Raw genomic sequence first — 26,164 nt, forward strand, 5'->3', positions numbered from 1 at the left:
GGGTTATTTCTTCCCGCCTTTTTCCAGATTCTCCTGCGCCCTGAATTTAACAATGCGGGTAATCAGGTCCAGCGGCATGGGTTGGTTAATCGGAAACTGTACCGAACCTTTGGCTCCCTTATAGGCCGAAAGCTCTTCCTGAAAGGCGGTATGCCCCGACGGGGTTGAGTAAAAGCCGATGTGGTTTTTGAAAGCCGCAAAATGAACCAGATTGCCGTTCAGTACGAACGTCGGCATGGCGTATTTGATGGTTTCCTGCGCGTCCGGCGCTGCGGCCTTCACCGTGTTGCGAACTAGCTCCAAAAGCGTTTGAATGTTGGCGGGGAAGCTGGCAATGTAGTCATCAATGGTTTCGGGTTTAGCGGTCGTCATGGCAATTAAGGTCTGGAGAGAACGGCTTTTGGGGAACGTCGAGCGGGATAGCTACCAAAACAGGAACGACGTGAGCCGTTCCTGTTACAAAAGATCGCTGGATTGGGTATTTACTGATGCCTGTCGATTTAAGTACCTGCCTGCCAGGCTAATTCAGAGCACAGCCTCTACGGGTATCCGTTCAACTTCGTGCGCTTCGTGCTGCTGCACTTTCTGGTGTTCCCACATCTTCTGGAAGGTAGAACTACGCTCTCTAAGCTCGACGAAGCTGCCCTCATCAATAACATGGCCGTTGCCGAGAATGTAAATATAGTCGAACATCGTCAGCAGGTGGAGTCGGTGCAGGGTCGAGATGACGGCTTTTCCCCGGAAGTTAGTGAGCATCCGGTGGTAGATTTCAAATTCGGTTTTCGGGTCTACGCTGCTGGTCGGTTCGTCGAGCAGGATAATGTCGCTGCTGCGGGCCGCCAGAACACCCCGGGCCAGCGCCAGCCGTTGTTTCTGCCCACCCGACAGGTTCACGCCTTTCTCCTGAATACTGGTTTCCATGCCGTTGGGCAGTTGGTTGACCACATCCGTAAACCGGGCCGTTTCGCAGGCTTGCTGAATATCGTCTTCGCTAAACGGCAGGCCCAGCGTGATGTTATACTCAATGGTGTTCTCGAAAATCTCCGGTTCCTGGGGCATCAGCGTCACCGTATCGGCAATCAGGCTCAAATCCGCATACGCCTGATCATCCACCCGGAGGTCTATACCCGGTTCGGGTTTGTAAAGACCGCGTAACAGAGTCAGTAAGGTACTTTTTCCGCTGCCGCTTTCGCCAATCAGGGCAATACGCTGACCGCGCTGGATACGGATGCTGAGGTCGTGCAGACCCGCCCGCTTGAACCGACCGAGTTGCTGGAAGAGGTCATCGTCCTTGGTGTGTCTGAAATTCAACCCTTCAATGTCGATGGTTTGCCAACGGGCGGGCAGGGTTTCGACAGTTTCGGGGCGGTGTTGCTGGGCGTAAGCCTGACCAATGCTGCGGGCCGTTTGCACATCAGTATTGAACTGCACAATTTCAGTGTACTGAAACGCTATATCCGTAAACACGCTGTTAAACTGATTGATGTAGCCCAGCAGTGTCACCAGGCCGCCGATGACAAACACCTCACCGGGTATATAATGCTGGTAAACGTAACCCGCTGTAATAACACCGTAGATCAGAGCAATCATCATGCTGGCCACAAACCACTTCCATTCGTTGATACGGACGTGCCGCCGGAACGGAGGAAGGACGGCCATCACTTTGCCCAACAGGCTGGTTTCCATCTGTTTTTCCAGCCGGAGCGTGATGACGGTAATGATATTGGAAAGGCTGTCGAAAAGCGTGGAGGATACCTGGTGTTCGCGTTCGTTGGACTCGTCGACGGCTTTGATAAACGGCTTGTCGAATTTCATGATCAGCCACACCGTCAGCGCACCGAGCATAACGCCGATGGTTCCGAAAACCGGCGAGAAATACATCATGGCACCGAACGAAAACAGGCATTTGAAAATGGTGTGCAGGTACACAAAGCCGCTCTGAAAGAAGGTCTTAAGAGCGTCATTAGCCTTCCGGATCCGGTTGATCGTCGAGCCGCTATGGTGGTCCTTGTGCCAGCTAACGGGTAGATTGATCGTCTGGTGGTAAAGCTCCATCAGAAAGTTCCGGCTCAGCGTAAAGGCCAGTTCGCGCTCCATAACGCGGGCCGGACCGTGGAAACACCATTCGCCCAGCCGCAGGGCCAGATAACCGGCGGCATACCATAAAACGATGGACTGAACGGGGGCGTCTTTTTGCTGAATCGTCGTAACAAACCACCCGAATAAAAGCGGGTGCATGGCGGCAATGATGTTTGCCAGAATAAACAGAAAGTAAACGAAAACAAACCGTCGTTTCTCCTGACGTGCGTATTGCCAAGCCGTGCGGAGCAGGGCCAGGTAGGGATTTTGCATGAAAGTTACGGTGATTATTTTATTATAAATCGTACGTGAAGCTGAAGAAAATTCCAGTTTGTCTCTGCCGGTTTACGGAGTAGCTAATTCGCCCGACAATGTTGTAAAAAGTAACGATATCCAACGCCAGTCCCCCTCCATACAATAGCGAATTTGCCAAACGGCTGTTATAGTTCTGAGCCAGTGAATTATCCACAAAACCCATGTCACCAAACACGTTCAAATATAATGCCAAAGGCACCGTATTAAATTGTTTTAATGGCATCCAGTTTAGCTGCTTTCGGGTGTTCAGCAGTTGGTATTTCAGGGTGTTGCGTAAGAGGCCATATCGTTGCCCATCGATCACATACAGTTCATAGCCACGAACAAAATCCGACGTATAACCCAGCCCCCGCAAATTAAGGTACGGCTGGCGTTCGGGCCAGGATAGCTTGCCGCGCAGGCTGTTGCTGGCGTACAATCTGGCACCTATGGGCCAGTAACGGGTATAACTGGCAGTGAGTTCGAACAGGCGCAGATTATCGGACGGTAACAAACCGTACTGATTAGCCGCCAGATTAAAATAATGGCCCTGAAGCGGATAGGCCACCGCATCGCGCCGGTCGTGGGTAAAGAGGTAACTTAAGAGAAAATACCGTTGGCGGCTTTGGCCGTTCAGAAAATAGTCCGGGTTGAGCCGGGCAACGGTATCGGCAATCGAGTTGCGGACGTAGCGGAGTTCCAGGCGGTGGAAGTTGTAGAACTGGTTTCGGCGGGTCAGAATCACGTTGGTGTAAAACCGCTCGCGCATGAGGTCTTCGCTTCTGAAATACACCAGTTTGTCCAGCGCCGAGCGGTAGGCTACCTCCTTGTTGGTCTGGTAGGAGGCTCCCACGCTCAGACCCGTTTTCTGCGCCCGGTCAATGTACGGCAGCGTGTACAGCACCTGGGTCCGGCGGGCAAAGCCAAATTCAAAAATGGCATTGAGCCGGTCGGCATTGCCGGTTACATTTTTGTAGTTGATCCGGGCACCGTAAATGGTGCGCCGGAGACTGCGGCCCCGCTCGTACCACCATTCGTTGAAATTACGGTCGGCCAGGTCAAAAATCGGGATCACAAAAAAGTACCAGCGTTCCTTCAGGTTTACATCAATATCAATCTGCTGCGAACCCACTTCCCGGGCCGCCACATCGACCGTAACGAACAGATTGGTGTTGGTGATTTTGCGTTGGTCCCAGGCTAGTTTCTCGGTCAATACGGGCCGTCGGATCGTGTCACCCGCTTTCAGTTCCATTTCGCGCAGAATGATGCGCTCCCGCGTCCGCTGATTGCCGCGAATCTGTACCGACCGGACCACCCAGTAATCCGTCTGCACCGAATCGGCGACGGGCTGCGGTGTTGCCGTTGTGTCCGACAGTGACAATGACCAGATCAGGATGGAAAGAAGCATGAAATACGCGGTCTTGACCGATGAATCTTTAAAAGTACCGCAATAAAAAAATAGGTAAAAACGATCTTAAAATCTTGCAATAAAATCCTTATTATTGTCAGAATTGAGCCGTTTTGCGATCCGATACAAACCAGACTAATTTCCATTCTTCATGCACGACAAGCCCCGGCTGCGGTTCTGGCAAATCTGGAACATGAGTTTCGGATTTCTGGGTATTCAATACGGTTTTGGTCTCCAGCAGGCCAACATGAGCCCAATCTTTCGCTACCTGAACGCCGAAGAATCCGCTATTCCCATTCTGTGGCTGGCCGGGCCGGTAACGGGGTTGCTGGTGCAGCCCATTATTGGGGCGATGAGCGACCGTACGTGGTCAGAACGCTGGGGCCGCCGAAAACCGTATTTTCTGGTTGGTGCCATTATTACAAGTTTCGCCCTGTTTATGATGCCCAACTCGTCGGCACTCTGGATGGCGGCCAGTCTGATGTGGCTGCTCGATGCCGGGTTGAATATTACGATGGAACCGTTTCGGGCGTTCATTGGCGATAAGTTGAATGTAGAGCAACGCAATCTGGGGTTTGCCGTGCAGAGTTTTTTCGTCGGTTTCGGACAAACGCTGGCCAATCTCATGCCGTTCCTGCTCCCCCTCTTTGGCGTTACACTGGCGGCTTCCGGCGGGAACCACATCCCGGATTTTGTCAAATATTCCTTTTACATTGGGGCGGTCGCTATTCTGGGGGCGGTTTTCTGGACGTTATACACCACCAGCGAGTACCCACCTGACAACATGGAAGAATTTAGGCGCATGAAGCAGGAAAAGCGGGGCGTGTTCCATGCGTTTGCCGACGTGTTCGAAGCCCTGCGCAACATGCCGCCGACGATGAAACAGCTTTGGTGGGTGAAGTTTTTTACCTGGTACGGGCTACCGCTGATGTGGCAGTATCTGTCACTGTCCATTGCCCGCCATGCGTTCAACGCCCCCGACGCCAACACCAATCCCGTCGGTTTTGCGAAAGGGCTGGAATGGAGCAACCTGTGTTTTGCCTTGTTCAACGTCGGCTGTTTTGGTATCTCGTTCCTCTTGCCGCCGATTGCTGCCCGGCTGGGTCGGCGCAGCACCCACGCGGTTTTTCTGACCATTGGCGGGCTGGGTTTTCTTTCCATGCTATTATCGTCGGATAAAAACATTTATCTGGTGGGGATGACGCTGGTGGGGCTGGCCTGGGGCTCTATTATGTCCATGCCGTACGTGATGCTGTCGACCTCGGTGCCGAAGGAGCGCATGGGTGTTTATATGGGTCTGTTTAACGGGTTTATCGTGGTGCCGCAGATCATCAATAACATGACGATTGGCTTTCTGTATGAAACCGTCCTGAACAACGACCCGCTGAATGCGCTGGCGCTATGCGGTATTTGCCTGATTTTGGCGGCTGGTGCCTGTTTTCTGGTCAGGGAGTCGCCCAGGGCCGAGCGGGCCGCCTTCCCACTTGGGGCCGGAGGTCATTAGGAGTTCCATGGTCGGCTGTCTGCACCGGGCGGGCGTCCGTTTCCCTAATTTCGCTACGGTATATTTTTCGTGGGGATCGATCTCAAAAGGGGAGACTCTTCAACAGCCACACGCCAGTAGGCTCAGCAATAGGAACAGCTTTTTCGTGAGGCAACTCTTTACTTGTAGGACTTAAAAGGCTTTTTTGCCGTTGGGTTTGCTTTATATAAAGATACGGTATATAAAGATACGGTTCGTTTTTGCAACAGCCACGTTAGTTATCCGACGGATCCGGGCTAATTGCAATTAGTTAAATAGCCCTTATGTTATACTATTCTATGTGTATATTCTTCAACCTTGGTTGAAAAGCGATGTCACCCGAAGGTCTGATTGCCAAAACTGGACACGCTCCTATTTTACAAAAAATACGCTTTAACCTTTGTTATTCTGCTAACTCAATTATATCTAATTTTTGAGCCTCCTCTTTATATTGCTCTATTTCAAGTTTTGTGCCTACGTAAAAAAAAGCAAACTCAACTGTTTCTTTTGCTTCAAAGTCTTTATTTGCACTCCCATTTGACCCTATTAAGCCTACTATAATGCCTTCTGGAATTTTCCTGGTTTCGAAGTATGTTGGCAATTTCTGTTTTTCATTTATTTTATTGTAATAAAATTCAGGCGCTTCACTCCAGCTATAGTTCGCTCTAAACTTTGTTTTAAGAACGCCAGAAGTAGGTATATTGTAAATCCTACTTCCATTTCGATAAGCTTCATCTTTTCCAATTTTTTGATTAAATATTACTAAAATATATCCTTTGAATTTATCAGGTATGACAATGATTTCTTTTTTGCCTTTGTTGCAACTAAAAAAAACTATAGCTAAAAAAAGACTTAAAATTGTTTTTATCATTACTTGAAGGTTTTCTGTATATTTTGGTTTTATTCAGATGTTATATAAGTTTTTTTATTTGTGTTACATCAGTGAAGTTTGCTTTTTATCAAAACTTTATTAAGGCTACTAAATTGAATTTATTGTAAATGATAAAATTCCGAACCAAATCGGGTTTTATTGCCTTATAAACTTTGCATTAGGTTTTTAAAGTAAGGCACTTGTCATAAAATTAAAGGGCTTAAAAAAACGAAAATACACGTTACCCAAAACATTATCCCTTCTGGTGGTAAGGGAATATTATTGCCCCAAATAACTCTTGACAAAATAGATAAGCCAACGTAAATTAATACATTATAAAGAGAAAATAATAAAGGCTTGTATAACTTGATATTGCCAATGTACTTAAACGCTAGAGAATACAAAATTATAAACGGTATGCCGTAAAACAGCACTCTACAAAAATTCCATAAAGTAACTGCATCAAAACTTTCCTTAAAATCTAATGAATCAGAACTAAAATAAAACAAAACCATTAAAAAACAGCCTATAGTTTCAGTAATAAACAAGCTTATATATAATATTGGGGAGTTTATAATCTTATTCATTGTGCATCTTTTTCATTAGTTCATATCCTAATTTTGCCCTGTCTACATAATTCTTGAAATTAAAAGACTTACCTCCATTAAAGCTTTCTTTTATACATCGTTAACGGCTCCTGATCCAAGGGGTTTTGCAACATACCCTGTAAAAAGACCATTGATATTACTAATAATAAAGTCTAAAACACTTCCTTTATAACTGTTTATGTCTTCTTTAACTTTAGATTGTTCAAATTCAACCATTTTATTATCCAAAGCCATTCCTGTTAATCCTTCAAATGATTGTTTAGGCCCTATCGGTGATCTTTTTTAAGTCTGGCATAGTTCTCCTTGATGTTTATGCTGATGAAACTAACATCCTTTTTGTACATCGTGTATGTGCCATCAAAGATGGTATAGAGACTATCATTGACAGCTTGGTTTTTACTATACCGCTCTATCAAATTTTTCCCAGATATTGGTTGTACGATTTCGGCATTCTCTTCAAGATCGACAAGTAAACTATTGTTGCCAGATAATATAATATCTACATATCCAGTATTACTCGTTTTTATATAATTATTTGTAGGTTTGAATACTCCGTAATATTTATACGGAATAATATAGCATCCACTTGAACGCTTCCACACCGTAATACATATATCTTCTGATAAGCAGTAAAATGAACGGGATTGCTCCACCCAAACTACAAATGCTGCAATCAAAAGAATAATTATTCCTAATAGTCTAAGTAACTTCTTTACCATTTTGCTCCTATTGGCCACGATTTGTCATCTTTCTCCATTCTCTTTCAAATTACCGCTGTTTAAAAAGCGAATAACCTTTGGTATGTCCTGCACGTTCCGCCCTTTGCGTTGGTTGTCCTTCTGTGTCCAGTTCCATAAACTCCATCGATGGTTTTGATAAGTTTCCAATGCGTCAAAAGCTTCAACCTGCAATCAGAAGCTTCAAAAATCGGTATTTTTGAGTTATTAATAGCCGGGGCATAGCGATCAAACCAAACTTTTGCAACAGCCACGTTAGTTATACGACGGATCTGGGCTAATTGCAATTAGTTAAACAGTACTTATATTGTACTATTCTAAGTATATATTCTTCAACCTTGGTTGAAAAGCAATGTCAACCGAAGTTACTAATTTCCACAAGTTTGAAAAGCAGCCAAATCCTTAAAATAGCTTTATTGTTGGAGTCTGTAATTTTATAACTAAAGTTAAAGATTGGGTTGCATATGGGGCGGAGAGCCCAAGCTGCAATTACTTTTAAAGGAAGTCAGGTATCTACAAGTTCAATGCAAAGTAATACCCTTTGGAATGGGACAGAAAACTTTTATTAGAATAATGAGCTTTGTAATGGCCGTTGCTATATTGTACTTCATCTATTTACATTTTCTTAAAAAGAAAGATAACTATGAGATAGATGCTGAAGCTAGACAACTTTTTAGTAGCTATCTACTTGATCATGGAATCGATTCGAGATTATTCAAAGGGCCTATTCATAAATGGAAAGGCAATGCGCATCAACTTTATTACTGGTACTCCATCACAGGCCATAAAGATACCCTAGGCATCGAGATTGATGTTTCGTCAGACAGGCTTATTGACGGAAAGGTTAGTATTATAGGCGAAGGTGAAGATTGGTTGTCTATGTATGGCACTTTATATAAAGCGAAAATTCGCCAAAAAGAGATAAAGTAAAATAAGCGCTGAATTTCAACTCGTTTTATAACCACGATTATGGTGTGTGGATTAACTAAACTCTTTAAACGAAAACCGTAAATGCCCTGGATTAGAAAAATACATAGATTCGCTGACCTTCCCAGGTTATCTGTTTAGGTTGGTGAATCTCATGCCATCTATGGACGAAGTCATTGATAGTAGTTAAATCCTTCTTTATTAGTTGGCCCAGGAGCCGTTACCGAGTGGGTTGAGAAAAGAATGGTTGATAACAAAACCGGATCATTAACCGACTGCCGGATTCTGATATTTCCAGTTTCGGGCACTTTTAATAAAATCATTCAGAAGCGACATATTAAGAGAAAGATAACCTATAATCAGGACGGGAATTAAATATAAGAAATAGGCCCGCCATGAATAGGTGCCGAGCAGATAAGTTTCCCAATAAAAAGAAAAGTTATAATCAGGAAATTCGACCATTAAATAGCGAATGGACTGAGTAATGGGATTAAAGAATAAAAAAGCTACCGCCATAACCGGCAAAAAGAGAAGCTCATACCGCAGCACCCCCAGCCACGACAAACGAACCGTGTAGATTCTGAACCACGTATGGACAAGGTTGATCAGGGCAAGGATAATGATAGTAGTGATTAATTCGGGAATGATCATACCGCGCAGAACGAGATAGAGATAGTCGGGGAAACCACCAAACTTTTTCACAACGGCTATCTTTCTTTCGAAAGAAAACAGCCAGTTTATGGCTTCAACTAAGACAATGGCGGTCAGTAATGCCGAAACCGCGTAGGCCGGATTCTTTAAAAAGCTCTTTGAGAGGTAAATCTTATCCATAGTTTTATATAGCTTTTTATAAATATAGAACTAAAACCTTGAAAATGTCTGCTAACTGGTTAGTAATTAGTAAATAAGTGCTGATAGCTTACGTATTACTTATACTCGCTCCAGCACCACACAACCGTATGCCGGAACCCGCACTTTGCCGTCTTTGAACAACTTCGCCCCACCGACGGTATCCAGCACAATTTGCCTGCCTTCAGCGGTTTCAGCCGGATAAATCACCACATCCAGTCCGCGCTTGCTGAGGTTGTGCAGGATCAGCACCGACCGGTCGCCGGATTTACGGACGAAGGCAATCACGTTTTTTTGCTGAATCTCACTTGCTTCCAGTTTGCTCAGGTTGTCGTTCAGCACGGGGTGGCTGTTGCGGAAGTGAATGAGTCGTTTGTAATGATTATAAAGCGAATTGGGGTCGGCCTGCTGCTGCGCCAGGGGCGTCACCGTCCGGCTGGTTGAGTAGTGAGCCCGGCGCCAGCGGGCGCGTTGCGGGTCCTGCCTGCCGATGTTCCAGAGAAACGGTTCCCGGATGTTTTCGTCGGGTTTGGCACCCAGCATGCCGATTTCCTCGCCATAATAAATATAAGGATTGCCGGGCAGCGTCAGCAGCAGGCTGGCCGCCACTTTCAGGTGATTAAGGTTGCCGTTCAGAAAACTGCCAATCCGCGTCTGGTCGTGGTTGGAGAGCATGATGGCGTCGATGAAATTCGGGTTCACCTGCGCAAAAATGGCGTGGTTCTGCAACAGAATCCGGATGATCCCCGCCGTATCCCGTTCCTTAAACGGTATTTCCTGCAACGCCAGGCTCAGATCAAAATTGAAGTTGGCTTTCAGGCCCCGGAAGTACGGGGCAATCCGCTCGGCCCGCGTCCAGACTTCGCCTACGGTATACACCCCCGGTTTGACCGACTCCATTTCCCGCCCGAACTCCTCCCAGAACTGGTGGTTTTTGGGTTCCTCCCAGTCCGGGTAAATGTGCCGGGCCGCATCGAGCCGAAAACCGTCTACGCCCACGTCGGTGAGCCAGAACTTACCGGCTTTATAAATTTCCTGCCGGACGTTGGGGTTGTCGTAGTTCAAATCCGGCATTCCGCTCCAGAACAGGGCATAATATTTCTCCGAAAACGGTGCGCCGGGTACCCGGTGCCACGGGTTTTTCTCCTGCGAATCGGCGGTCATTTCGCGGGAGGCAATATTCAGCGCGTCAATTTCTTTCTGACTCATCCAGACGTACCAGTCGTGGTAGGGGTTGTCTTTGCTTTTGCAGGCTTCAACAAACCACGGATGCTGGCGGCTGGTGTGATTGATTACAAAATCCATGATGACCTTCATGCCGCGTTGGTGGGCTTCCCGGATCAGTCGCCGGAAATCGTCCATCGTGCCGTATTCGGGTGCAATGCTGTAATAATCCGTTACATCGTACATATGGTAGCTGGGCGACGGATTAATGGGCATCAGCCAGATGGCCGACACCCCCAGCTCTTTCAGGTAATCCAGCTTTGACGTAACTCCGTTGAGATCACCGATGCCGTCGCCGTTGGAGTCGCAGAAGGCGCGGACAAAAATCTCGTAATGCACGCCGGTATGGCCGGTGACGGTTTGGTCGGATGAGGCTCGGGTGAAGCGGGGCGAAGTCGATTGAACGGATGCGTCGGGCATAGTATGGAAAAGAGTTCTGCCTGTTTAAACGGCCTGAACTCTGCCGAAGTTTGTTTTTCTCTAAATCCAACAATAAAATCTGATAATAAGCAAGGAAATCAAGGCGGTAGACCCCAAGCCCGAAGGGCTATTTTGGCCTGATGTCGCTGGGTGAAAAATAGAGAGGAACTTCTTTTTGCAATTTAATGTATATACATTAAATGTTTATACTTTTAAATCGTCAGGATTATGAAAACGGAACGCACCATCCAGCAATTGATACCGGCTCCTTTACAAAGCATGGGTGAACTTCGGGTTCGGCAGCCGCTGCCGTCGTCTCAATTGCCCTACCATGATCCCTTTGTCCTGTTGCATCACAGCCACAGTTTCCTGCGGGACGGAGAAAACCTCAACCACGCCGGGGTGGGGCCGCATCCGCACCGTGGCTTTTCGCCCGTGACGTTTGTGTTCAAAGGCGGGGTGCGTCACCGCGATAGCCGGGGCAACGACCGGAGCGTGTACGAGGGTGGTACGCAGTGGATGAACGCCGGTCTGGGCATCATGCACAGCGAGCGCCCGTTGTCCGACGAACTGGAAATCATTCAAATGTGGGTCAATACCCCAATGGCGCATAAAAAAGATCAGCCGAGCTACTATCCGTTGCTGAAAGAAGAAACGCCGTCGTTCGTCAGCGAAGACGGTTTGGTAACGGTTAACGTGATTTCGGGTGAATTGCTGGGTATAAAAGGACCGATTCCGACGTTTACACCCATCAATTCGGCCAGCCTGTACCTCAAAGCCGGTGGGAAAATTTACCTGCCGCTACCGACGAGTCACAACGCGTTTTTGTATTTGCTGGACGGCAAACTGCGCGTCGGCGAACAGACGGAAGTAAAACCCAGGTATATGGTTGTGCCGGAAAACGACGGCGAAGGCATCACCATCGAAGCGCTGGAAGATACGCGGGTCCTGCTGATGTCGGGCGAACCCATTGGCGAGAAAATCATTGCCCAGGGTCCGTTTGTGATGAACAACGAAATTGAAGTGATGGAAGCCTACCGGGATTTCCGAATCGGTAAAATGGGCATCCTGATCGAAGAGTAAACGTTGGTTTGTTTGTAAACGCGGCTGGCGGAGTTTTTACTAAGATTCTGGTAAATTCTCCGCCTTTCGCGTTTTTTGCGTAACCATCCCTGTATCTTTTGCAAAAAAAACGAGCCGATGATCTCCGTTGCCGACGCCTATTCGATTGTTCTGAATAACTCCCTGGTCTTACCGACTGAAGAAATACCGTTAGTCCAGGCTGCCGGGCGGGTTTTGCGGGAGCCGCTCACTGCCGACCGCGACCTGCCGCCCTTCGACCGGGTTTCGATGGACGGTATTGCGATTGCCTACCAAACCTGGAGCAAGGGCCAGCGGCAATTCCGGGTCGCCGGAGCACAGTTTGCGGGGCAACCCGGGCAGACGCTGGCAGACGAAACCGCTTGTCTGGAAGTAATGACCGGCGCCATGTTACCGGCCGGAACCGATACCGTCATTCGCTACGAAGACGTGCAAATCACCGACGGTGTGGCCCAAATCCGCATCGATGAGATTAAACCGGGGCAGAATGTGCATCATCGGGCCACCGACCGAAAGCAGTATGAGGAACTGGTGCCGATTGGAACGCGGCTGGGCCCGCCGGAAATGGCCGTTGCCGCTTCAGTTGGAAAAGCGACGGTATCCGTAAGCAAGCTGCCGCGCATTGCGCTGATTTCGACGGGCGACGAACTGGTTGATGTGGCGGCAACGCCCCAACCGTACCAGATTCGGCGCTCAAATACCTACCTGCTGCAAACGGTGCTGCAATCCGTCGGGGCCGAAACCGTTCTGCTGCATTTGCCCGACGAAGCCGATACGATGGAAACCGACCTGAAAGCCCTGCTGACCGACTTTGATGCGCTGGTCCTGAGTGGGGGCGTTTCGGCCGGAAAAGCCGACTTTGTGCCCGGCGTGATGCAGCGGCTGGGCGTGCGGCAGCAATTTCATCAGGTGGCACAGCGGCCCGGAAAGCCGTTATGGTTTGGTACGTCCGACGCGGGAAAGGTTGTTTTCGGTTTGCCGGGCAATCCCGTTTCCACTTTTTTGTGCGCTTACCGCTATCTGCTGCCGTGGCTACGGGCTTCGCTGGGTTTGCCGGTGGCGCAACCGTCGGTCGTACGATTAAAACGTGCTATTTCGTTTGCTCCGAAGCTAACTTATTTCCTGCCCGTGAGTTTATCGGTAAGCGCCGACGGTATCTGGCAGGCCGAACCGTTGCCGGGGAGCGGCTCAGCCGATTACGCCAATCTGCTTCGCTGCGACGGTTTTATGGAATTGCCGCCGGATCGCAGTGAATTTAAGGAAGGCGAAGCATTTCCGGTGTATACCTTCCGCTGATGCGGCTAAAAATAATTGTCTTGTTTTATCCGTAATCGGTTGATTGTAAAGAGTATCGAAAGATGAAAGTTGTATCTTTCATAACACCGGCCAACGTTCGTGGGGACATACTGTGAAATCAGGGCATATCATACTCTTTCTATTCATTTCCCACCTGTCGCTGGCGTGGCAACAACCGGTATGGATTGCCTTCCGGAAAGATCCCGTTTTTGTGAAGGCTCCAACGTTTTCGCTGCTGCGGATTCGGGATGAACGTTCCCTCCGATCACACCTCGGGACGGTTCTGGCCAGTTCAAAAAGCAGTTCTCCCGTTCGCAGTAATGACGAAGTGGGCGACGTTTTTACCGACCTGCTGCGCTCCGGTTTCCGCCCTGATTCGTCGCGGGTGCCCATCATCATCCGCGTGCGCGAGTTTGTGTTTTCCGAAAAAGTAAAGAACGACTCGCAGGCCGAGGGAGTCTGTCGGCTGGAACTGGCGTTCGATGTGATGCGCGACGGCAACCCCGTTTTGCTCACGACCTACACCGCCCGGACCATTTACACCCGTTCCTTCGGCCAGACCGACCGGCTTGAACTCGTGGGGCGCAAAGCCCTGGAAAGTGCCGTTCAATACCTTTCCAACTGGATCAAGATAAACCGTGACAAAAGCCCGGCGCTGGTGAAGGGAATCAAGTTTGTCCTGATTGATCACAGCGTGCAGCAGGCGTCGGGCGATACGGTTTTTTACAGTCCGCTACGCCCCCTGAGCTGGGACGATTTTCAGGCCGAGCCCCGCCTGGGCAGCCGGAATGCCGCGACGATCTTCCCGACCTTTTCGTATGAGGGGCACAGCCGCTGGGTGAACGGCTATATTCAGCTAGAGCTGACGTTCAAGACGTTCATGGTCAAGAGCATGTCGTGGGTGCGGCCCGGCAGTAAGACAGACTACGGCTTACTCCACGAGCAGAAACATTTCGATATTGTCAAACTGATTGTCGAACGGTTTAAGCAGCGGATTGTATCCGACGACGCGATGGACCTCGACGATTACAACAGCCGCGTGCAGTTTCTGTATCTGGAAGCATACCGGGACATGAACCGCTGGCAGGAACAGTACGATTCTGAAACGCAGCACGGTCTTAACCAGGCCGAGCAGGAACGCTGGAACCGCAAGATTGCCCAGGACCTGAAAAATGCGGAAGACCTGACGGCGATTATGATCGCAAACCGCCAATAAATTACCTTTGCTCCGAATCCGTCAAGTCAGAATTGAATCTACTTATGCCTGTTTCACTTCGTTTCCACCGTTTCGACCTGCGATTAAAGCATACATTCACCATTGCCCACGACTCCCGCGATGTTCAGCCGACGCTCATTGTGGAGTTGCAGGACGGCCCATTGAGCGGCTTTGGCGAGGCTACATCCAATAAATATTACGGCATTACCCTCGACCGGATGACGGCGGACCTCGAAAGCATCCGCGGGCTGATTGAAGCGGGTACGTGGACCACCGCCGAGGAACTCTGGCAACTGGCGCATGACCACCTGAAAGACAACCCGTTTGCGCAGTGTGCGCTGGACGAAGCCGCCCACGACCTGGTGGCTAAACAGGCCGGGAAACCGCTTTACCGCTACTGGAATCTGGACCCAAGCTGCAATCCGCTTACGAATTACACCATCGGCATCGATACGGTGGACACGATGGTCAGGAAAATGCAGGAGTTGCCCTGGCCTGTTTACAAAATAAAACTCGGCACGCCCGACGATCTGGCGATTGTGCGCGAATTGCGGAAGCATACCGATGCGGTTTTTCGGGTGGATGCCAACTGCGCCTGGACGGCCGATACCGCCATTTCCAACGCGTGGGCCCTGAAAGAACTGGGTGTGGAATTTATCGAACAGCCGCTCAAAGCCGACGACTGGGACGGTATGAAACGGGTGATGGAACAGAGCGTCCTGCCGGTTATTGCCGACGAAAGCTGCATTGTGGAAAGTGATGTGGAACGCTGTGCCGGTTATTTCCACGGCATCAACATTAAACTAACCAAATGCGGGGGCCTGACGCCCGCCCGGCGCATGATCGAAAAAGCCCGGCAACTCGGCCTGAACGTGATGGTAGGGTGTATGAACGAAACCAGCGTCGGCATTTCGGCCATCGGGCAGTTGTTGCCGCTGCTGGATTACGTAGACATGGACGGTACATTGCTCATTACCAACGACCCCGCTACGGGCGTGACCTTTGATTTTGGCCGGGTGATTTACGCCCGGGAAAACGGAACGGGGGCTTCCCTGAAAAAATAAGAAGCAGGGCCGACTCCTGCTGTTTACGAATCGATGAGCAGTTACTATTCCATTGACCACCTGCCCGGCCGGACCATCCAGTTTGAGGGGCAGGACTATTTGTTTTTCAGCGGCACGGCCTACCTCGGCATGGCGCAGAATCCGGCGTTTCAGGCCCTGCTGGCCGAAGGAATGGCGCGGTACGGAACCATGTTCGGATCGTCGCGCAACGGTAATCTGCAACTGAGCATTTACGAGGAAGCGGAAGCGCAACTGACCGCATTTGCAAAAGCCGAAGCCGCCCTGACGCTCTCGTCGGGTATGCTGGCGGGGCAGGCCGTGGTCAGTTGGCTGAAGGCGCAGGGGCTAGGCTTTCTTTACGGACCCAAGGCGCACCCGGCCATCTGGCAGGACCCCAACACCAGCCTGCCCACCCTCTCGTTTGCCGACTGGACGGCGCAGCTGCCCGAACTGGTGGCCGCAGCCGCCACCCCGCATGTCGTCATTGCGCTTAATTCGCTGGATGCGCTCTGTTCGATGCGCTATTCGTTTGATTGGGTGAATCAACTGCCCGAAGGGCCGGACATTACGCTGCTGGTGGACGATTCGCACGGTTTGGGCGTCATCGGGCCGGAGGGCAGTGGCATCGGGCCGATGATTCCGCGACGGCCAAACGTCCGGCTGATTGTGACGGCTTCGCTGGCAAAGGCGATGGGAATGCCGGGCGGGGTGATTTTTGCCGACCCTAAAACGCTCCAGTCCATTCGGCATACGGCTTTTTTTGGCGCGTGTTCGCCCATACCACCGGCTTATCTCTACGCTTTCGGGCGGGCGCAGACGTTGTACCGCACGGCTTTTGACCGGTTGCAGGCCAATATTGCCCGGTTCGAAAGCCGAATTGGGCCATCTGATCGCTTTCAGCACATTCCTGCTTATCCGGTCTTTTATACTGAACAGGATCAGTTATATTCGTATCTGTTAGCGAACCGGATTCTGATCTATTCGTTTGCCTACCCAACACCCGCCGACAAACCGAATACGCGCATCGTCATCAGCGCCTTGCATCAGCCGGAAGACATCGAACAACTAGCCGACTGCCTGGATGGAAAAACGGGATAATATCATCAAAAACCGCCGATTGGGCCCTCTGTTGCGAGGACTGCTGCTCATCGCACTGCTGGCTGTCGGTCTGCCCGCACGGGCCCAGCAAACCGATAAATTCCTGGAAGAACTGCTGAAAAAGAATCCGGAACTGTTTGGGAAAGTGCTGGAAAATCCGGCGAAATACGACGTTCAGATTGTCTACACGCAGATTAACCGCGACGAGAAAAACCGTCCGTTGTTTAAAACGTATCGGTATCGGCTCGACAAAGACCGGTATTTTTACCCGGCCAGTACCGTCAAACTTCCGACGGTTTTGCTGGCGCTGGAAAAAATCAATCAGCTTCGGAAAAAACAGCCCGATCTGTCAATTGACACGCCGATGCTGACGGACTCAACGGGTTACCAGACCGGCGTGCGCCAGGATTCGACGGCGGAAAATGGCCTGCCCTCGGTGGCCCACTACGCCCGGAAAATTCTGCTGGTGAGCGATAATGACGCGTTTAACCGTTTGTATGAGTTTGTTGGCCCGTGCGAACTGAACGACCGGCTGCGCGAGAAAGGCTATAAAAATACGCGGATCACGCACCGGCTTTCCATCCCGTTGACCCCGGAGCAAAACCGCCGGACCAATGCCGTGCAGTTTGTGAAAGGCGATACGGTTTTGTATGGGCAACCCGCGCAGGTCTGTGACAAAACCTTCTGGCCCGACCAGCCAATTCTGCGGGGCACGGGCTACCTGAAAGGCAGTACGCTGGTGAAAGAACCGTTTGATTTCACAGAAAAAAACTTTTTTTCGCTGGAAGACCAGCAGGATATGCTGCGGGCCGTCCTGTTTCCCGACGATGTGCCGGTGCGGAACAAATTTGATCTGACTGCCGACGATTACCGGTTTTTATACCGCTACCTCTCGCAGTTGCCCCGTGAGACGAAGTTTCCCCGATACGATTCGACTTATTACGACAGTTATGTCAAGTTTCTGGTATTCGGCGACGCCAAAAGCCGAATACCGGCGTCGGTGCGGATTTTCAACAAAGTGGGCGATGCCTACGGTTACATGATCGACAATGCTTACGTCGTTGATTTCGAGAAGAATATTGAATTCCTGCTGTCGGCGGTGATTTACTGCAACGAAGACGGGATTTTTAACGATAACAAATATGATTATCAAACGATTGGCCATCCGTTTCTGGCCAATCTGGGCCGGGTTATCTTCGACTACGAGGTGAATCGGAAACGGCCTAATCTGCCCGACCTGAGCCGGTTTCGGGTGGGCTACGATGACTAATGAAATTCACGCAGGGCTTTCAACGGCATTTGACAACGGTTCAGGTGCTTAAAATGACAATTCATGTAACCATCGGTTGAGATCGGGTTCGTTCAACACTACGTTTGTAGCGAATAAAACAACTCTACTGATGAAAAAAGTCCTTCTCTTTCTGTTTGTGCTTATCGCTTTTGCGGCCTGTAAAAAAGATAACAACGATCCGCAGCCTGACGAAAAACCGGTAGCAACCCCGGCGGAAAAAGTAGCGGGAACCTATAAACTGAGTTCTTTCCATTTTATTGAGGGCGCCAACGAAGTTGAACTGCCGACGCTGCCGTTGGTAGAAGGCGGTAAAACGGTCGCGTCCGGAACAGCTAAAATGACGAAGAAGTCAGACGGAAAAGTAGGGCTGGACTTAAGCCTGTTCATCGAAGGCGAAGGTAATGTTTCCCTGCTTGAGGATCAGGTTATTGAGGTGCGCGAAGTGGGTTCCAATTTCGGACTTTACGTCGATGGGCAGCGGATTGGCGATGCTGATGGCGGTTTTATCATCTTCAATATATCGGAAAAGGACCCCGATACGGGCGAAGAACTGAAACTGGCTTTCAACGCCAAAAAATAAGGCATAAACTGAAAATTAACAGCCACATACGCAAAGGCCAGATTCGTATTCGTCTCTGGCTTTTGTATTTTTGTACAATCTGTAAAGGGAACTATGAAACGAATTTGTACCGGATTTTTATTGCTTTTGCTGGTTTCGGCCAACGGTTTTGCGCAATCCATCGATCAGATCGTGGAAGCCGTTCGGAAGCAATACGCGCCCGACAAACGGGTAGCCATTTTTAACGTGGAGGCCGATTCGCTGGGCAACCTGACCGGTTTTACGAACCTGCCCGAAGCAAAACAGGCGCTACTCAACCAGCTTAAGGCGGCTGATCGGCCCGTGGTGGACCAGATTCAACTGCTGCCGTCTCCGGTTTTGGGCGAAAAAGTGTTCGCCATTGTCAATGTATCGGTCGCTAACCTGCGCTCCAACGCCCGGCATTCTGCCGAACTGGCCACGCAGGCGCTGCTGGGAATGCCGCTGAATGTGTTGGATAAAGACCGCAACTGGTACCAGGTGCAAACGCCCGACCAATATATTTCCTGGACGGATTCCGGGGCGTTGCAGCTCATGACCCGCGTCGATTACGAGCAGTGGCAGGCTGCCGAGAAGATTATTTACACGAGTCCGGTCGGTTTTGTGTACAGCGAGTCCAGCAAACGCTCGCAAACCGTGTCGGATATTGTGGCCGGTGACATGCTGGCGCTGGTTAGCGAACAGCGGCAGTGTTATCAGGTACGCTACCCCGACGGTCGGACGGGTTATGTTCCCAAACGCGATGCGCAGCGGCTGGATCGCTGGCAGGCGATGGTCCGGCCTACCGAAAATGCGCTGGTCAGCACGGCAAAAAGCCTGATGGGAATACCGTATTTATGGGGTGGCACATCGGTAAAAGGCATGGATTGCAGCGGATTTACCAAAACCGTCTATATGCTCAATGGGCAGCAGTTGCCGCGCGATGCCTCGCAGCAGGTCAATGTGGGCGAACTCGTCGAAACCCCCGGGAAGAACTTTAGCCAGCTCCGGCCCGGCGACCTGCTGTTCTTTGGCGAACCTGCAACCCTCGACAAGCCTGAGCGCGTGGTTCACGTGGGTATGTGGATTGGTAACAACGAGTTTATTCACGCATCAGGCCAGATCAGGATTTCAAGCATGAATCCTACGGCACCGAATTTCGACGTGTATGAATTAAACCGGTTTCTGCGGGCGAAGCGGGTAGCCAAAACAAGTATTTATTAAAAAGCCGGGGGAGGATAGGCCGGAGTGGTTTCATCGTTGTTTTCTTGTCTATCCTCCTGTTTCTCCATCCTATGTCCTCTTCCGTACCCGTCTACAAACTTCAGGCATTTCCGCGGCACGAGCCCAATGCGCTCTTTTACATGACCCGGCTGGAGAAACTGGTGCAGGAGTTCAAGGGCATCGACAAACCGCATTCGCACACGTTTTATCTGGTGATGTGGATCACCCATGGAAGCGGTACGCACACCATCGACTTCAAAACCTACCCGGTAGCGGCCCACCAACTCTACTTTCTGACGCCGGGGCAGGTCCACAGCTGGCAATTGTCCGCCGACATCGAAGGGTTCAACCTGTTTTTTGAAGCTAACTTTTTCCGCAGCCGCTTCGGCAGCCGGTTGTTTCAGTACCCGTTTTATCATTCACACCAGCACCAGCCGCTGCTGGACGTTGCGGGTTCGCCGGGACTTTTTCAGGATTTGTTTCGGTATGCCTGGCAGGAATACGACGCGCATCTGCCCAACCGTTCGGAGGTGTTTCTGTCGTTTGTCCACCTGATTCTGGAAACGGCCAGTCGGCTGTATACCGAGCAGCGGCCCATCGTTGATACGAATCTGTACGACCGCATCCGGCAGTATGAAGAGTTGCTGGAACGGCAGTTTCTGACCGTTCGGGAGGTGGGCCAGTATGCCGAGCAGATGAACCTGACGCCCAATTACCTTAATCACATTTGCAAAAAAGTGCTCGCCAAAACCGCCAGTCAACTGCTCCACGAGCGTCAGGTGATTGAAGCCCAGCGTCTGCTGACGCACACGGGCCAGTCGATCAAGGAAATTGGCTTTCAACTAGGCTTCGAAGATCCTTCTTATTTTGTCCGGTTCTTTAAAAAACACACCCGGCAGACACCCGCCGAGTTTCGTCAGGCATTATTGGGGTAATCGTTGATTTGTACCATAACGCTCCGGTTTTGTCTTTCCGGAAGAATCGGCCATACGGTACTTTTGCAGGGTACTCACGGACTCAAAAAGCCGTCCGTATTTAAACGCCGATAGCCATGTTAAAAGATAATCGATTATACAGCGTTGTGTTCAATAAATGTCCCCGTTGCCACCAGGGCGATTTCTTCATAACGAAAAGTGCCTATAGCTGGCATTTTGACGAAATGCACGAAAAGTGTCCGCATTGCGGGGAAGTGCTCATCCCCGAGCCGGGATTCTACTGGGGATCCATGTTTGTGAGTTACGCGTTTTATACCATCTACACGCTGATCACGTTTTTTGTAGCCGTCAAATGGCTGAACGTGGATCTGGATTATTATTTAATGGGTCTGATGCCGACGCTGGTGTTATTGACGCCGTACTTTTTCCGGCTGGCCCGTCGGAGCTGGCTTACCTTCTTCATCGCATACGATCCGCAGAAGAAGCAACATACCGACAATAAACCGTTGAATGTTCCGGCCTGATTGGGCCTGAAGAGGACAAAAAGTCGGCAGGAGTTTCACCCGATCTCCTGCTGGCGCTGGAATGACACAAACTACATCACTTCCCGCAGATAAGCCACGCTTTCGGGCATCTGTTCCATCGAGCGCGAGGACTCGTCTTCAATGAAGGAGTGTTTGACGCCGGATTTTTTCGCCTGTTTCATAATCTCGCTGATGCCCAGATCCCCCTTCCCGATGGCGACGTTTGATTCAACATCGACGTGGCCGGTATCGTTGCCGGGCGTGCCGGGTTTCCGGTCTTTCAGGTGCATGAGCGGAAAACGGCCCGGGTATTTCTTGAGGAGCGCAATGGGGTCCTGTCCGGGGTGTTTAACCCAAAATACATCCATTTCGAAGTTGACGTACCGGGGGTCGAGGTTTTCCGCCAGATAATCGAAGAAGGTACCGCTCTCGTACGGCTGGAATTCGTAACCGTGGATGTGGTAACAAAAGGAAAGACCGTTGTCTTTCAGTAGCTTACCGGCGGTATGAAAAACATCGACGGCGCGTTTGGCATCGTCAATCGTAAATTTGTCACCGTTATGCGGAATCCAGGCACACATGACGTACTTCACACCCAATGCCCGGGCCTCTTCCAGTACTTTCGGCACGTTGCTGGCCAGATCTTCATAGGAAGCGCCGGTACTGATCGGTTTCAGACCGTATTTAGCGAGTAGCTTCCTGAAATCGGCAGGGGCTAAACCGTACGTGCCCGCCAGTTCGACCTCCCGGAAGCCCATCTCCCGGACCTTCGCCAGCGTTCCTTCGACATCCTTCGGAAACTGTTCCCGAAAACTATACAGTTGCAGACCAACCGGCGATTTGGGTTGTGCAAAACCAGAAAGCGTTAAACCAACTGCGAGCAGCGTAGAAAAAAGAAGCGTTTTCATGGGGCAGGAATACGAAATAAACCGGTTGCCTAGTTAATCATTTAATCGGCTTAATCCAACAGGGCGGCCCTTTTCTAATTATTTCCCCGCTCTTACTTTCTTTACTTCCTCCGCCGTGATGGCATCGGCCTTGTTTCCGAAATTGCTGCGGACGAAGGTCAGCACGTCGGCAATTTCCTTGTCGGACAGGAAGTCATGAGCGGGCATGACGTTATCGAATGTTTCGCCATTGATTTCAATCGGCTCCTGTAATCCTTTCAGAATCACGTTGATCAGCCGGGTTTTATCGCCCTGCACCCAGTCGGTTTGTTTCAGGGGCGGGTTCAGATTCGGGACGCCCGAGCCGTCAACCTGGTGGCAGGTCAGGCAGTACTGTTCATAGATTTGCTGACCCGGACCGGGAGCCGATTTTGATGCAGGTTTTTTGGTTTGTGCACTACCGGTTAACGTTAAAAGGCAAAGCCCCAATGCAAACACAATTCTCATGACGCAGATTTGACTTTTCGTAAAGATAAGAGGAAAGGCAGAAATGCGGGCGAAGTGGATAGAAAGGGGCGGCAAAAAGTATTTGAATCCGGCGGCTTCTCTCCGCAGTTACAACAAACTTTCCTTTACCTGCGTATCAAAAACACCCGTCAGCACCCGGCCATTGCGTTTCACCTGCACCCAGATGCGGTAATGACCGGCGCGCGGAAATGCATACGGAAACTCCACCATATTGTTCACCTTCATCGTGTGCGACATAGCGGGCATTCCGGCCATCAGCCGCTGGTTTTTCTCCGACTCGGGCCGTTGTTTCAGGTCGGCAACGTATCGGTCGATGCTGTCGCGGAAAACCGTGGGGTCGGGATACTGGAAACGGCGGGTGGTGTCGGCAATGCGGTCCACCAGAAACGTTTCGGCGGCCATCGAATACGTGCCCACCGGGTGCAAATGAATGTAAACCGTACCGTCGGAACGAACAATAGCCGCGTGTCCTTCCATGCCGAGGTACGGTTCCAGCGCAGCCGGTTTGCCCTGCGCGTCGGCCACGGCAAACTTCAGCCGGTACGGTTTTCCGACTTCCAGAACCGGCGCGGGCTTGTCGGTCCAGAGCATGGTGGAGCCATCGCCCAGACTGGAACTGGCCCCCGGAATACCGCATAACACCATGTCGTCGTCGAGGTGCGGAAGCCCTACGGCATTTTCTTTTACCCCCATAGGCTGGGTCACCAGCCAGCTATCGTCCGGGTCCGACTCTGGTAATCTGCTAACCGCAGGAGCGGCCCTTTGGGGGATGAGAACGGTATCGGTGAGGGTTTCGGTAAACCCATTTCGGTACACAATATCGGCATACACCAGATACTGACCCGCCGGAAGATCCGGTACGTTCGATTGGAAGTCGGTGAGGGTACGCCGGTCGGGGTGAAGGTGCGCAAAGGCGTCGAGATGGGGCGTTCGGGCCAGAAAAACGTGCATCAGTTTGCCGTGATCCGGTACCAGAAAATTCAGCTTCCGGCGTTTGCTGCCGCTTTCTGCAAAATGTGACGTATCAATCCGGATGGTCAGGCGGTGCTGGTTGTTAACGGATTCTACGTTCGACGTAATGGGCAGGGGCGCATACAACTGTTCGGTGCGGTATTCGTCGGCCCAACTGGTCCACCAGGTACGCCAGCCCGTGAGCCCGACCGTCAGCAACAGGGCGGCAATGCTCATACCAATCAGGCGTTTCTGGCGAAACGAAGCGGGTACGGCCTGCCCCGGTTTCAGCGTTCCATCGGCCAGACTGGCGCCCACGGTCGTAATCAGCAGAATCACTAGCAGCACGCCGAGAGCCGCCAGAATCAGGCCGGTTCCGGCGGGCATGGGCTCCATTTTTGTTGGAACCGAGATGACCGGGGCCACGATGGTGGCTTTTCCGTCGGGGCCGTCGAGGAGCAGTTCGACGCTGGAGGAGCCGGATTCCATCATCCAGACCACGCCTTCGAAGCGGTTGTCGCCCAGCGGTTTCAGTTCGTCGTGAACCGGTGCGCCTTCGTCGCCCGCGAAGAAATACACGGGTCGGGCCTGAATGGTCCTGACGCGGCCGCTCTCGACAAAGACCGTTACATTGGCCGTTCCCGGCACGACATCCGGCGGCACCACACTCACCAGAATTTGATACTTTCCCGCCTGTTTCTGCACCAGTACCCCCGGACTGCCCACGTGGCCGAAGGCAATGAGCGAATGCGCGAATGATAGAAGGAGTGAATACAAAAATACCCTGAACCGAAAGCTCATTATTTTTAATTTTTAACTCTTAATTCTTCTCTTTTAACTCTTTAACTCCTACCGTTGAACCCGTTTCATCCAGTTTCCCCAGAGCAGCCCAATGCGGGCCGACAGGATGGCGCAGACAAGAGCGATGCCGATGCCTTTCAGAAAATCGGGCAGCGGTTCGAGCCAGTGGGGGTGGAATTTGTAATGGTAGGGCCAGGTCGGATCGGTGTCGTACGACATGGAAGATGACAGGAAAAACCAGTTCTGGGCGTTGGGCGACGTATGCAGGAAACCGCCAAAATACCACTGAACCGGGGTGATAACGAGCACGAAAGCCGTGCCGGTCAGGGCGGCCAGCAGCCAGTCGTTGAGCCGGCCGTTGCCAAACCGGTGCAGCAGTTTGTCGAGCACAAAGCCGGGGGCGATCAGCAGCAGCGGAAACACAAAAGGCTGGTAGTGCGTAATGGGGTTCAGCACCGGACCCAGCCGGGGCGTAGCCGGAAAAAGCGGTAAAATCCAGCTCGGAATGAGCATGGTCAGCATATAAGCCGCAGCCGTGATGGTGATCGGATAGCGCAGCGACGAAGCCCGGCCTACCGCCAGCAGGTAAAACGGAAATGCAATGCTCATGGTGATGTACGACGAGGAATGGTGCGATGCCCAGCTCCCCATTTTCTCGGCCAGCATTGTGTAAAGAATGCTCAGCAGCAACCCGGCGGAAATGGTAAACATCACCTTAAGCCGTTGAGCCGGTGGGTCGGTTTCGGATTCATTCATTGATAGGTTTTGCGAAAACCGGTTTTGCAGCGCCAGTACCCCAATCATGGCCCCGAACTGCACCGTCATCATACCAATGAGCAAAACCGTATGCGGGGGTGTCAGAATCTGCACATCCAGACCGTAGGTGTTGTGCCACCAGTCGTCGAACGGGGCGGAGGTCAGCATGGTCAGGGCACCCCAGACGCAGTACATGGCCCCGAGCGATCCGTAGAAAACGCCCCAAAACCGGACCGATGCGGCCCGTTCCGGATTCATTCGGGCAAACGTAAGCTGTAAAATCTTGAAGCCGGAAAACAAACCGGCTACCACTGCACCGATGTACATCAGCAAATGCGGGGGCGCAAACAAACCGTCGCGGCCGATGCTCATGTGCCACATAATGTCCCAGAGCAGCCCCCAGACGATGCACAGTGAGGAAAACACCACCGCGTAGATGTAGGTGGGGATTTTAGCCAGTTGAAGGGGAGGAGCAAGCGTGGATTGCATAAGAAAGTAGCCGCATTTAGGAATACAGGTGAATATAAGCAAAGACTCCCAAATGACTGTTTACCCCTACGGCTATGTTTTTATTTTATCCGGTCCTTAACTACAAAAAGACCCGGACGGGTCTTTTTGTAGTTAAGGTGATTTTTGTGGATGGTTAGTCCGCCTTGATTTCGATATCGTGCTTTTTGGCGGCCTGGCGAATCCGGTCTTTAATGGTTTCTACTTCATCCGGGTCGTATTTGGCCGCGTTGTCTTTGTGGTTGATGTACGACCAGGCCGCCCGGATGTGTTCCGGCGTATCAATCGGGTATTTTTTGTTGGTCGGATCGGCAAACTTTACGTCACCGTATTGATGCTGCCCTTCGTTGGGGCTGACATCCTCCCGTCGATCAATCTTGCTCATATCGTTGATTTGTTGGTCTATCCATAACCTTTCCGATGACAGAAAGTTGTAAAACACGTTGAGTGAATACCGACGGCGCTTGCA

25 protein-coding genes are annotated in these 26,164 nt (G+C 50.9%); 12 read left to right on the forward strand and 13 right to left on the reverse strand.

Features of this window, described 5'->3' with window-relative positions:
• Nucleotides 1-3: 3 nt before the first annotated feature.
• The 3 genes from LX87_RS17125 to LX87_RS17135 form a co-directional block, all read right to left on the reverse strand.
• On the reverse strand, nt 4-372 hold the full coding sequence (locus LX87_RS17125; RefSeq protein ID WP_111629489.1) for an iron chaperone: 369 nt from the start codon (nt 370-372) through the stop codon (nt 4-6).
• Between the two features lie 153 nt (nt 373-525).
• Nucleotides 526-2,352 (reverse strand): ABC transporter ATP-binding protein, encoded by a 1,827-nt coding sequence (locus LX87_RS17130; protein ID WP_111629490.1) that lies wholly within the window; start codon nt 2,350-2,352, stop codon nt 526-528.
• Between the two features lie 22 nt (nt 2,353-2,374).
• A complete protein-coding gene (locus LX87_RS17135) occupies nt 2,375-3,781 on the reverse strand; it encodes a BamA/TamA family outer membrane protein (protein WP_111629491.1) in 1,407 nt (468 codons plus the stop codon).
• A 151-nt stretch (nt 3,782-3,932) separates the two neighbouring features.
• Between LX87_RS17135 and LX87_RS17140 the strand changes: the two genes are divergently transcribed.
• The gene (locus LX87_RS17140; RefSeq protein ID WP_170139383.1) at nt 3,933-5,285 is read left to right on the forward strand and encodes an MFS transporter; all 1,353 of its coding nucleotides are present in this window, start codon (nt 3,933-3,935) and stop codon (nt 5,283-5,285) included.
• A 421-nt stretch (nt 5,286-5,706) separates the two neighbouring features.
• Here the strand turns inward: LX87_RS17140 and LX87_RS17145 are convergent, their stop codons facing one another.
• From LX87_RS17145 to LX87_RS17150, 3 genes are all read right to left on the reverse strand, one after another.
• Nucleotides 5,707-6,174 carry a DUF6843 domain-containing protein gene (locus LX87_RS17145; protein WP_111629492.1) on the reverse strand — a complete coding sequence of 156 codons (468 nt, stop codon included), beginning with the start codon at nt 6,172-6,174 and terminating at the stop codon, nt 5,707-5,709.
• 677 nt (nt 6,175-6,851) lie between these two features.
• Nucleotides 6,852-7,016: a hypothetical protein gene (locus LX87_RS28820; RefSeq protein WP_170139384.1), complete on the reverse strand. Its 165-nt coding sequence runs from the start codon at nt 7,014-7,016 to the stop codon at nt 6,852-6,854.
• A gap of 32 nt (nt 7,017-7,048) precedes the next feature.
• A complete protein-coding gene (locus LX87_RS17150; RefSeq protein ID WP_111629493.1) occupies nt 7,049-7,501 on the reverse strand; it encodes a hypothetical protein in 453 nt (150 codons plus the stop codon).
• A gap of 564 nt (nt 7,502-8,065) precedes the next feature.
• On the opposite strand from LX87_RS17150, the gene LX87_RS17155 reads away from it, so the two are divergent.
• Nucleotides 8,066-8,449, forward strand: a complete 384-nt coding sequence (locus tag LX87_RS17155) for a hypothetical protein (protein ID WP_146624499.1) — start codon at nt 8,066-8,068, stop codon at nt 8,447-8,449.
• Nucleotides 8,450-8,713: 264 nt separating this feature from the next.
• Here LX87_RS17155 and LX87_RS17160 read toward each other — a convergent pair whose 3' ends face one another.
• Together LX87_RS17160 and LX87_RS17165 are read right to left on the reverse strand one after the other, a co-directional pair.
• Complete coding sequence (locus LX87_RS17160; protein WP_111629495.1) at nt 8,714-9,277, reverse strand: hypothetical protein; 564 nt, start codon at nt 9,275-9,277, stop codon at nt 8,714-8,716.
• 99 nt (nt 9,278-9,376) lie between these two features.
• Nucleotides 9,377-10,939: an alpha-amylase family glycosyl hydrolase gene (locus tag LX87_RS17165; RefSeq protein WP_111629496.1), complete on the reverse strand. Its 1,563-nt coding sequence runs from the start codon at nt 10,937-10,939 to the stop codon at nt 9,377-9,379.
• A 228-nt stretch (nt 10,940-11,167) separates the two neighbouring features.
• On the opposite strand from LX87_RS17165, the gene LX87_RS17170 reads away from it, so the two are divergent.
• The 10 genes from LX87_RS17170 (at nt 11,168) to LX87_RS17215 (ending at nt 21,265) form a co-directional block, all read left to right on the forward strand.
• Nucleotides 11,168-12,022: a pirin family protein gene (locus LX87_RS17170; RefSeq protein ID WP_111629497.1), complete on the forward strand. Its 855-nt coding sequence runs from the start codon at nt 11,168-11,170 to the stop codon at nt 12,020-12,022.
• A 117-nt stretch (nt 12,023-12,139) separates the two neighbouring features.
• Nucleotides 12,140-13,336 carry a molybdopterin molybdotransferase MoeA gene (locus LX87_RS17175; protein ID WP_111629498.1) on the forward strand — a complete coding sequence of 399 codons (1,197 nt, stop codon included), beginning with the start codon at nt 12,140-12,142 and terminating at the stop codon, nt 13,334-13,336.
• A gap of 112 nt (nt 13,337-13,448) precedes the next feature.
• Nucleotides 13,449-14,552, forward strand: coding sequence for a DUF922 domain-containing protein (locus LX87_RS17180; RefSeq protein ID WP_111629499.1), 1,104 nt, complete (start codon nt 13,449-13,451; stop codon nt 14,550-14,552).
• A gap of 44 nt (nt 14,553-14,596) precedes the next feature.
• A complete protein-coding gene (locus LX87_RS17185) occupies nt 14,597-15,616 on the forward strand; it encodes a dipeptide epimerase (RefSeq protein WP_111629500.1) in 1,020 nt (339 codons plus the stop codon).
• A gap of 33 nt (nt 15,617-15,649) precedes the next feature.
• Nucleotides 15,650-16,714, forward strand: coding sequence for an aminotransferase class I/II-fold pyridoxal phosphate-dependent enzyme (locus LX87_RS17190; protein ID WP_111629501.1), 1,065 nt, complete (start codon nt 15,650-15,652; stop codon nt 16,712-16,714).
• Nucleotides 16,698-17,984 (forward strand): serine hydrolase, encoded by a 1,287-nt coding sequence (locus tag LX87_RS17195; protein ID WP_111629502.1) that lies wholly within the window; start codon nt 16,698-16,700, stop codon nt 17,982-17,984. The genes LX87_RS17190 and LX87_RS17195 overlap by 17 nt, the downstream gene beginning before the upstream one ends.
• Nucleotides 17,985-18,114: 130 nt before the next feature.
• Nucleotides 18,115-18,585: a hypothetical protein gene (locus LX87_RS17200; RefSeq protein WP_111629503.1), complete on the forward strand. Its 471-nt coding sequence runs from the start codon at nt 18,115-18,117 to the stop codon at nt 18,583-18,585.
• 93 nt (nt 18,586-18,678) lie between these two features.
• On the forward strand, nt 18,679-19,806 hold the full coding sequence (locus LX87_RS17205) for a C40 family peptidase (protein WP_111629504.1): 1,128 nt from the start codon (nt 18,679-18,681) through the stop codon (nt 19,804-19,806).
• A gap of 71 nt (nt 19,807-19,877) precedes the next feature.
• Entirely contained in the window at nt 19,878-20,741 is an 864-nt protein-coding gene (locus LX87_RS17210) for a helix-turn-helix domain-containing protein (RefSeq protein ID WP_111629505.1), read from the forward strand.
• 116 nt (nt 20,742-20,857) lie between these two features.
• A complete protein-coding gene (locus LX87_RS17215) occupies nt 20,858-21,265 on the forward strand; it encodes a DUF983 domain-containing protein (protein WP_111629506.1) in 408 nt (135 codons plus the stop codon).
• Between the two features lie 71 nt (nt 21,266-21,336).
• Here LX87_RS17215 and LX87_RS17220 read toward each other — a convergent pair whose 3' ends face one another.
• The 5 genes from LX87_RS17220 to LX87_RS17240 all read right to left on the reverse strand — a co-directional run bounded on the left by LX87_RS17220 (nt 21,337) and on the right by LX87_RS17240 (nt 26,080).
• On the reverse strand, nt 21,337-22,173 hold the full coding sequence (locus LX87_RS17220; RefSeq protein ID WP_111629507.1) for a sugar phosphate isomerase/epimerase family protein: 837 nt from the start codon (nt 22,171-22,173) through the stop codon (nt 21,337-21,339).
• Nucleotides 22,174-22,251: 78 nt separating this feature from the next.
• Complete coding sequence (locus LX87_RS17225) at nt 22,252-22,659, reverse strand: c-type cytochrome (protein WP_111629508.1); 408 nt, start codon at nt 22,657-22,659, stop codon at nt 22,252-22,254.
• Nucleotides 22,660-22,767: 108 nt separating this feature from the next.
• A complete protein-coding gene (locus tag LX87_RS17230; protein ID WP_310587917.1) occupies nt 22,768-24,408 on the reverse strand; it encodes a DUF8832 domain-containing protein in 1,641 nt (546 codons plus the stop codon).
• A gap of 72 nt (nt 24,409-24,480) precedes the next feature.
• Entirely contained in the window at nt 24,481-25,677 is a 1,197-nt protein-coding gene (locus LX87_RS17235; protein ID WP_111629510.1) for a hypothetical protein, read from the reverse strand.
• 154 nt (nt 25,678-25,831) lie between these two features.
• The gene (locus LX87_RS17240) at nt 25,832-26,080 is read right to left on the reverse strand and encodes a DUF6582 domain-containing protein (RefSeq protein ID WP_111629875.1); all 249 of its coding nucleotides are present in this window, start codon (nt 26,078-26,080) and stop codon (nt 25,832-25,834) included.
• Between the last annotated feature and the right edge of the window lie 84 nt (nt 26,081-26,164).

The organism is Larkinella arboricola (genome assembly GCF_003259745.1).
Classification (GTDB): Bacteria; Bacteroidota; Bacteroidia; order Cytophagales; family Spirosomataceae; genus Larkinella; species Larkinella arboricola.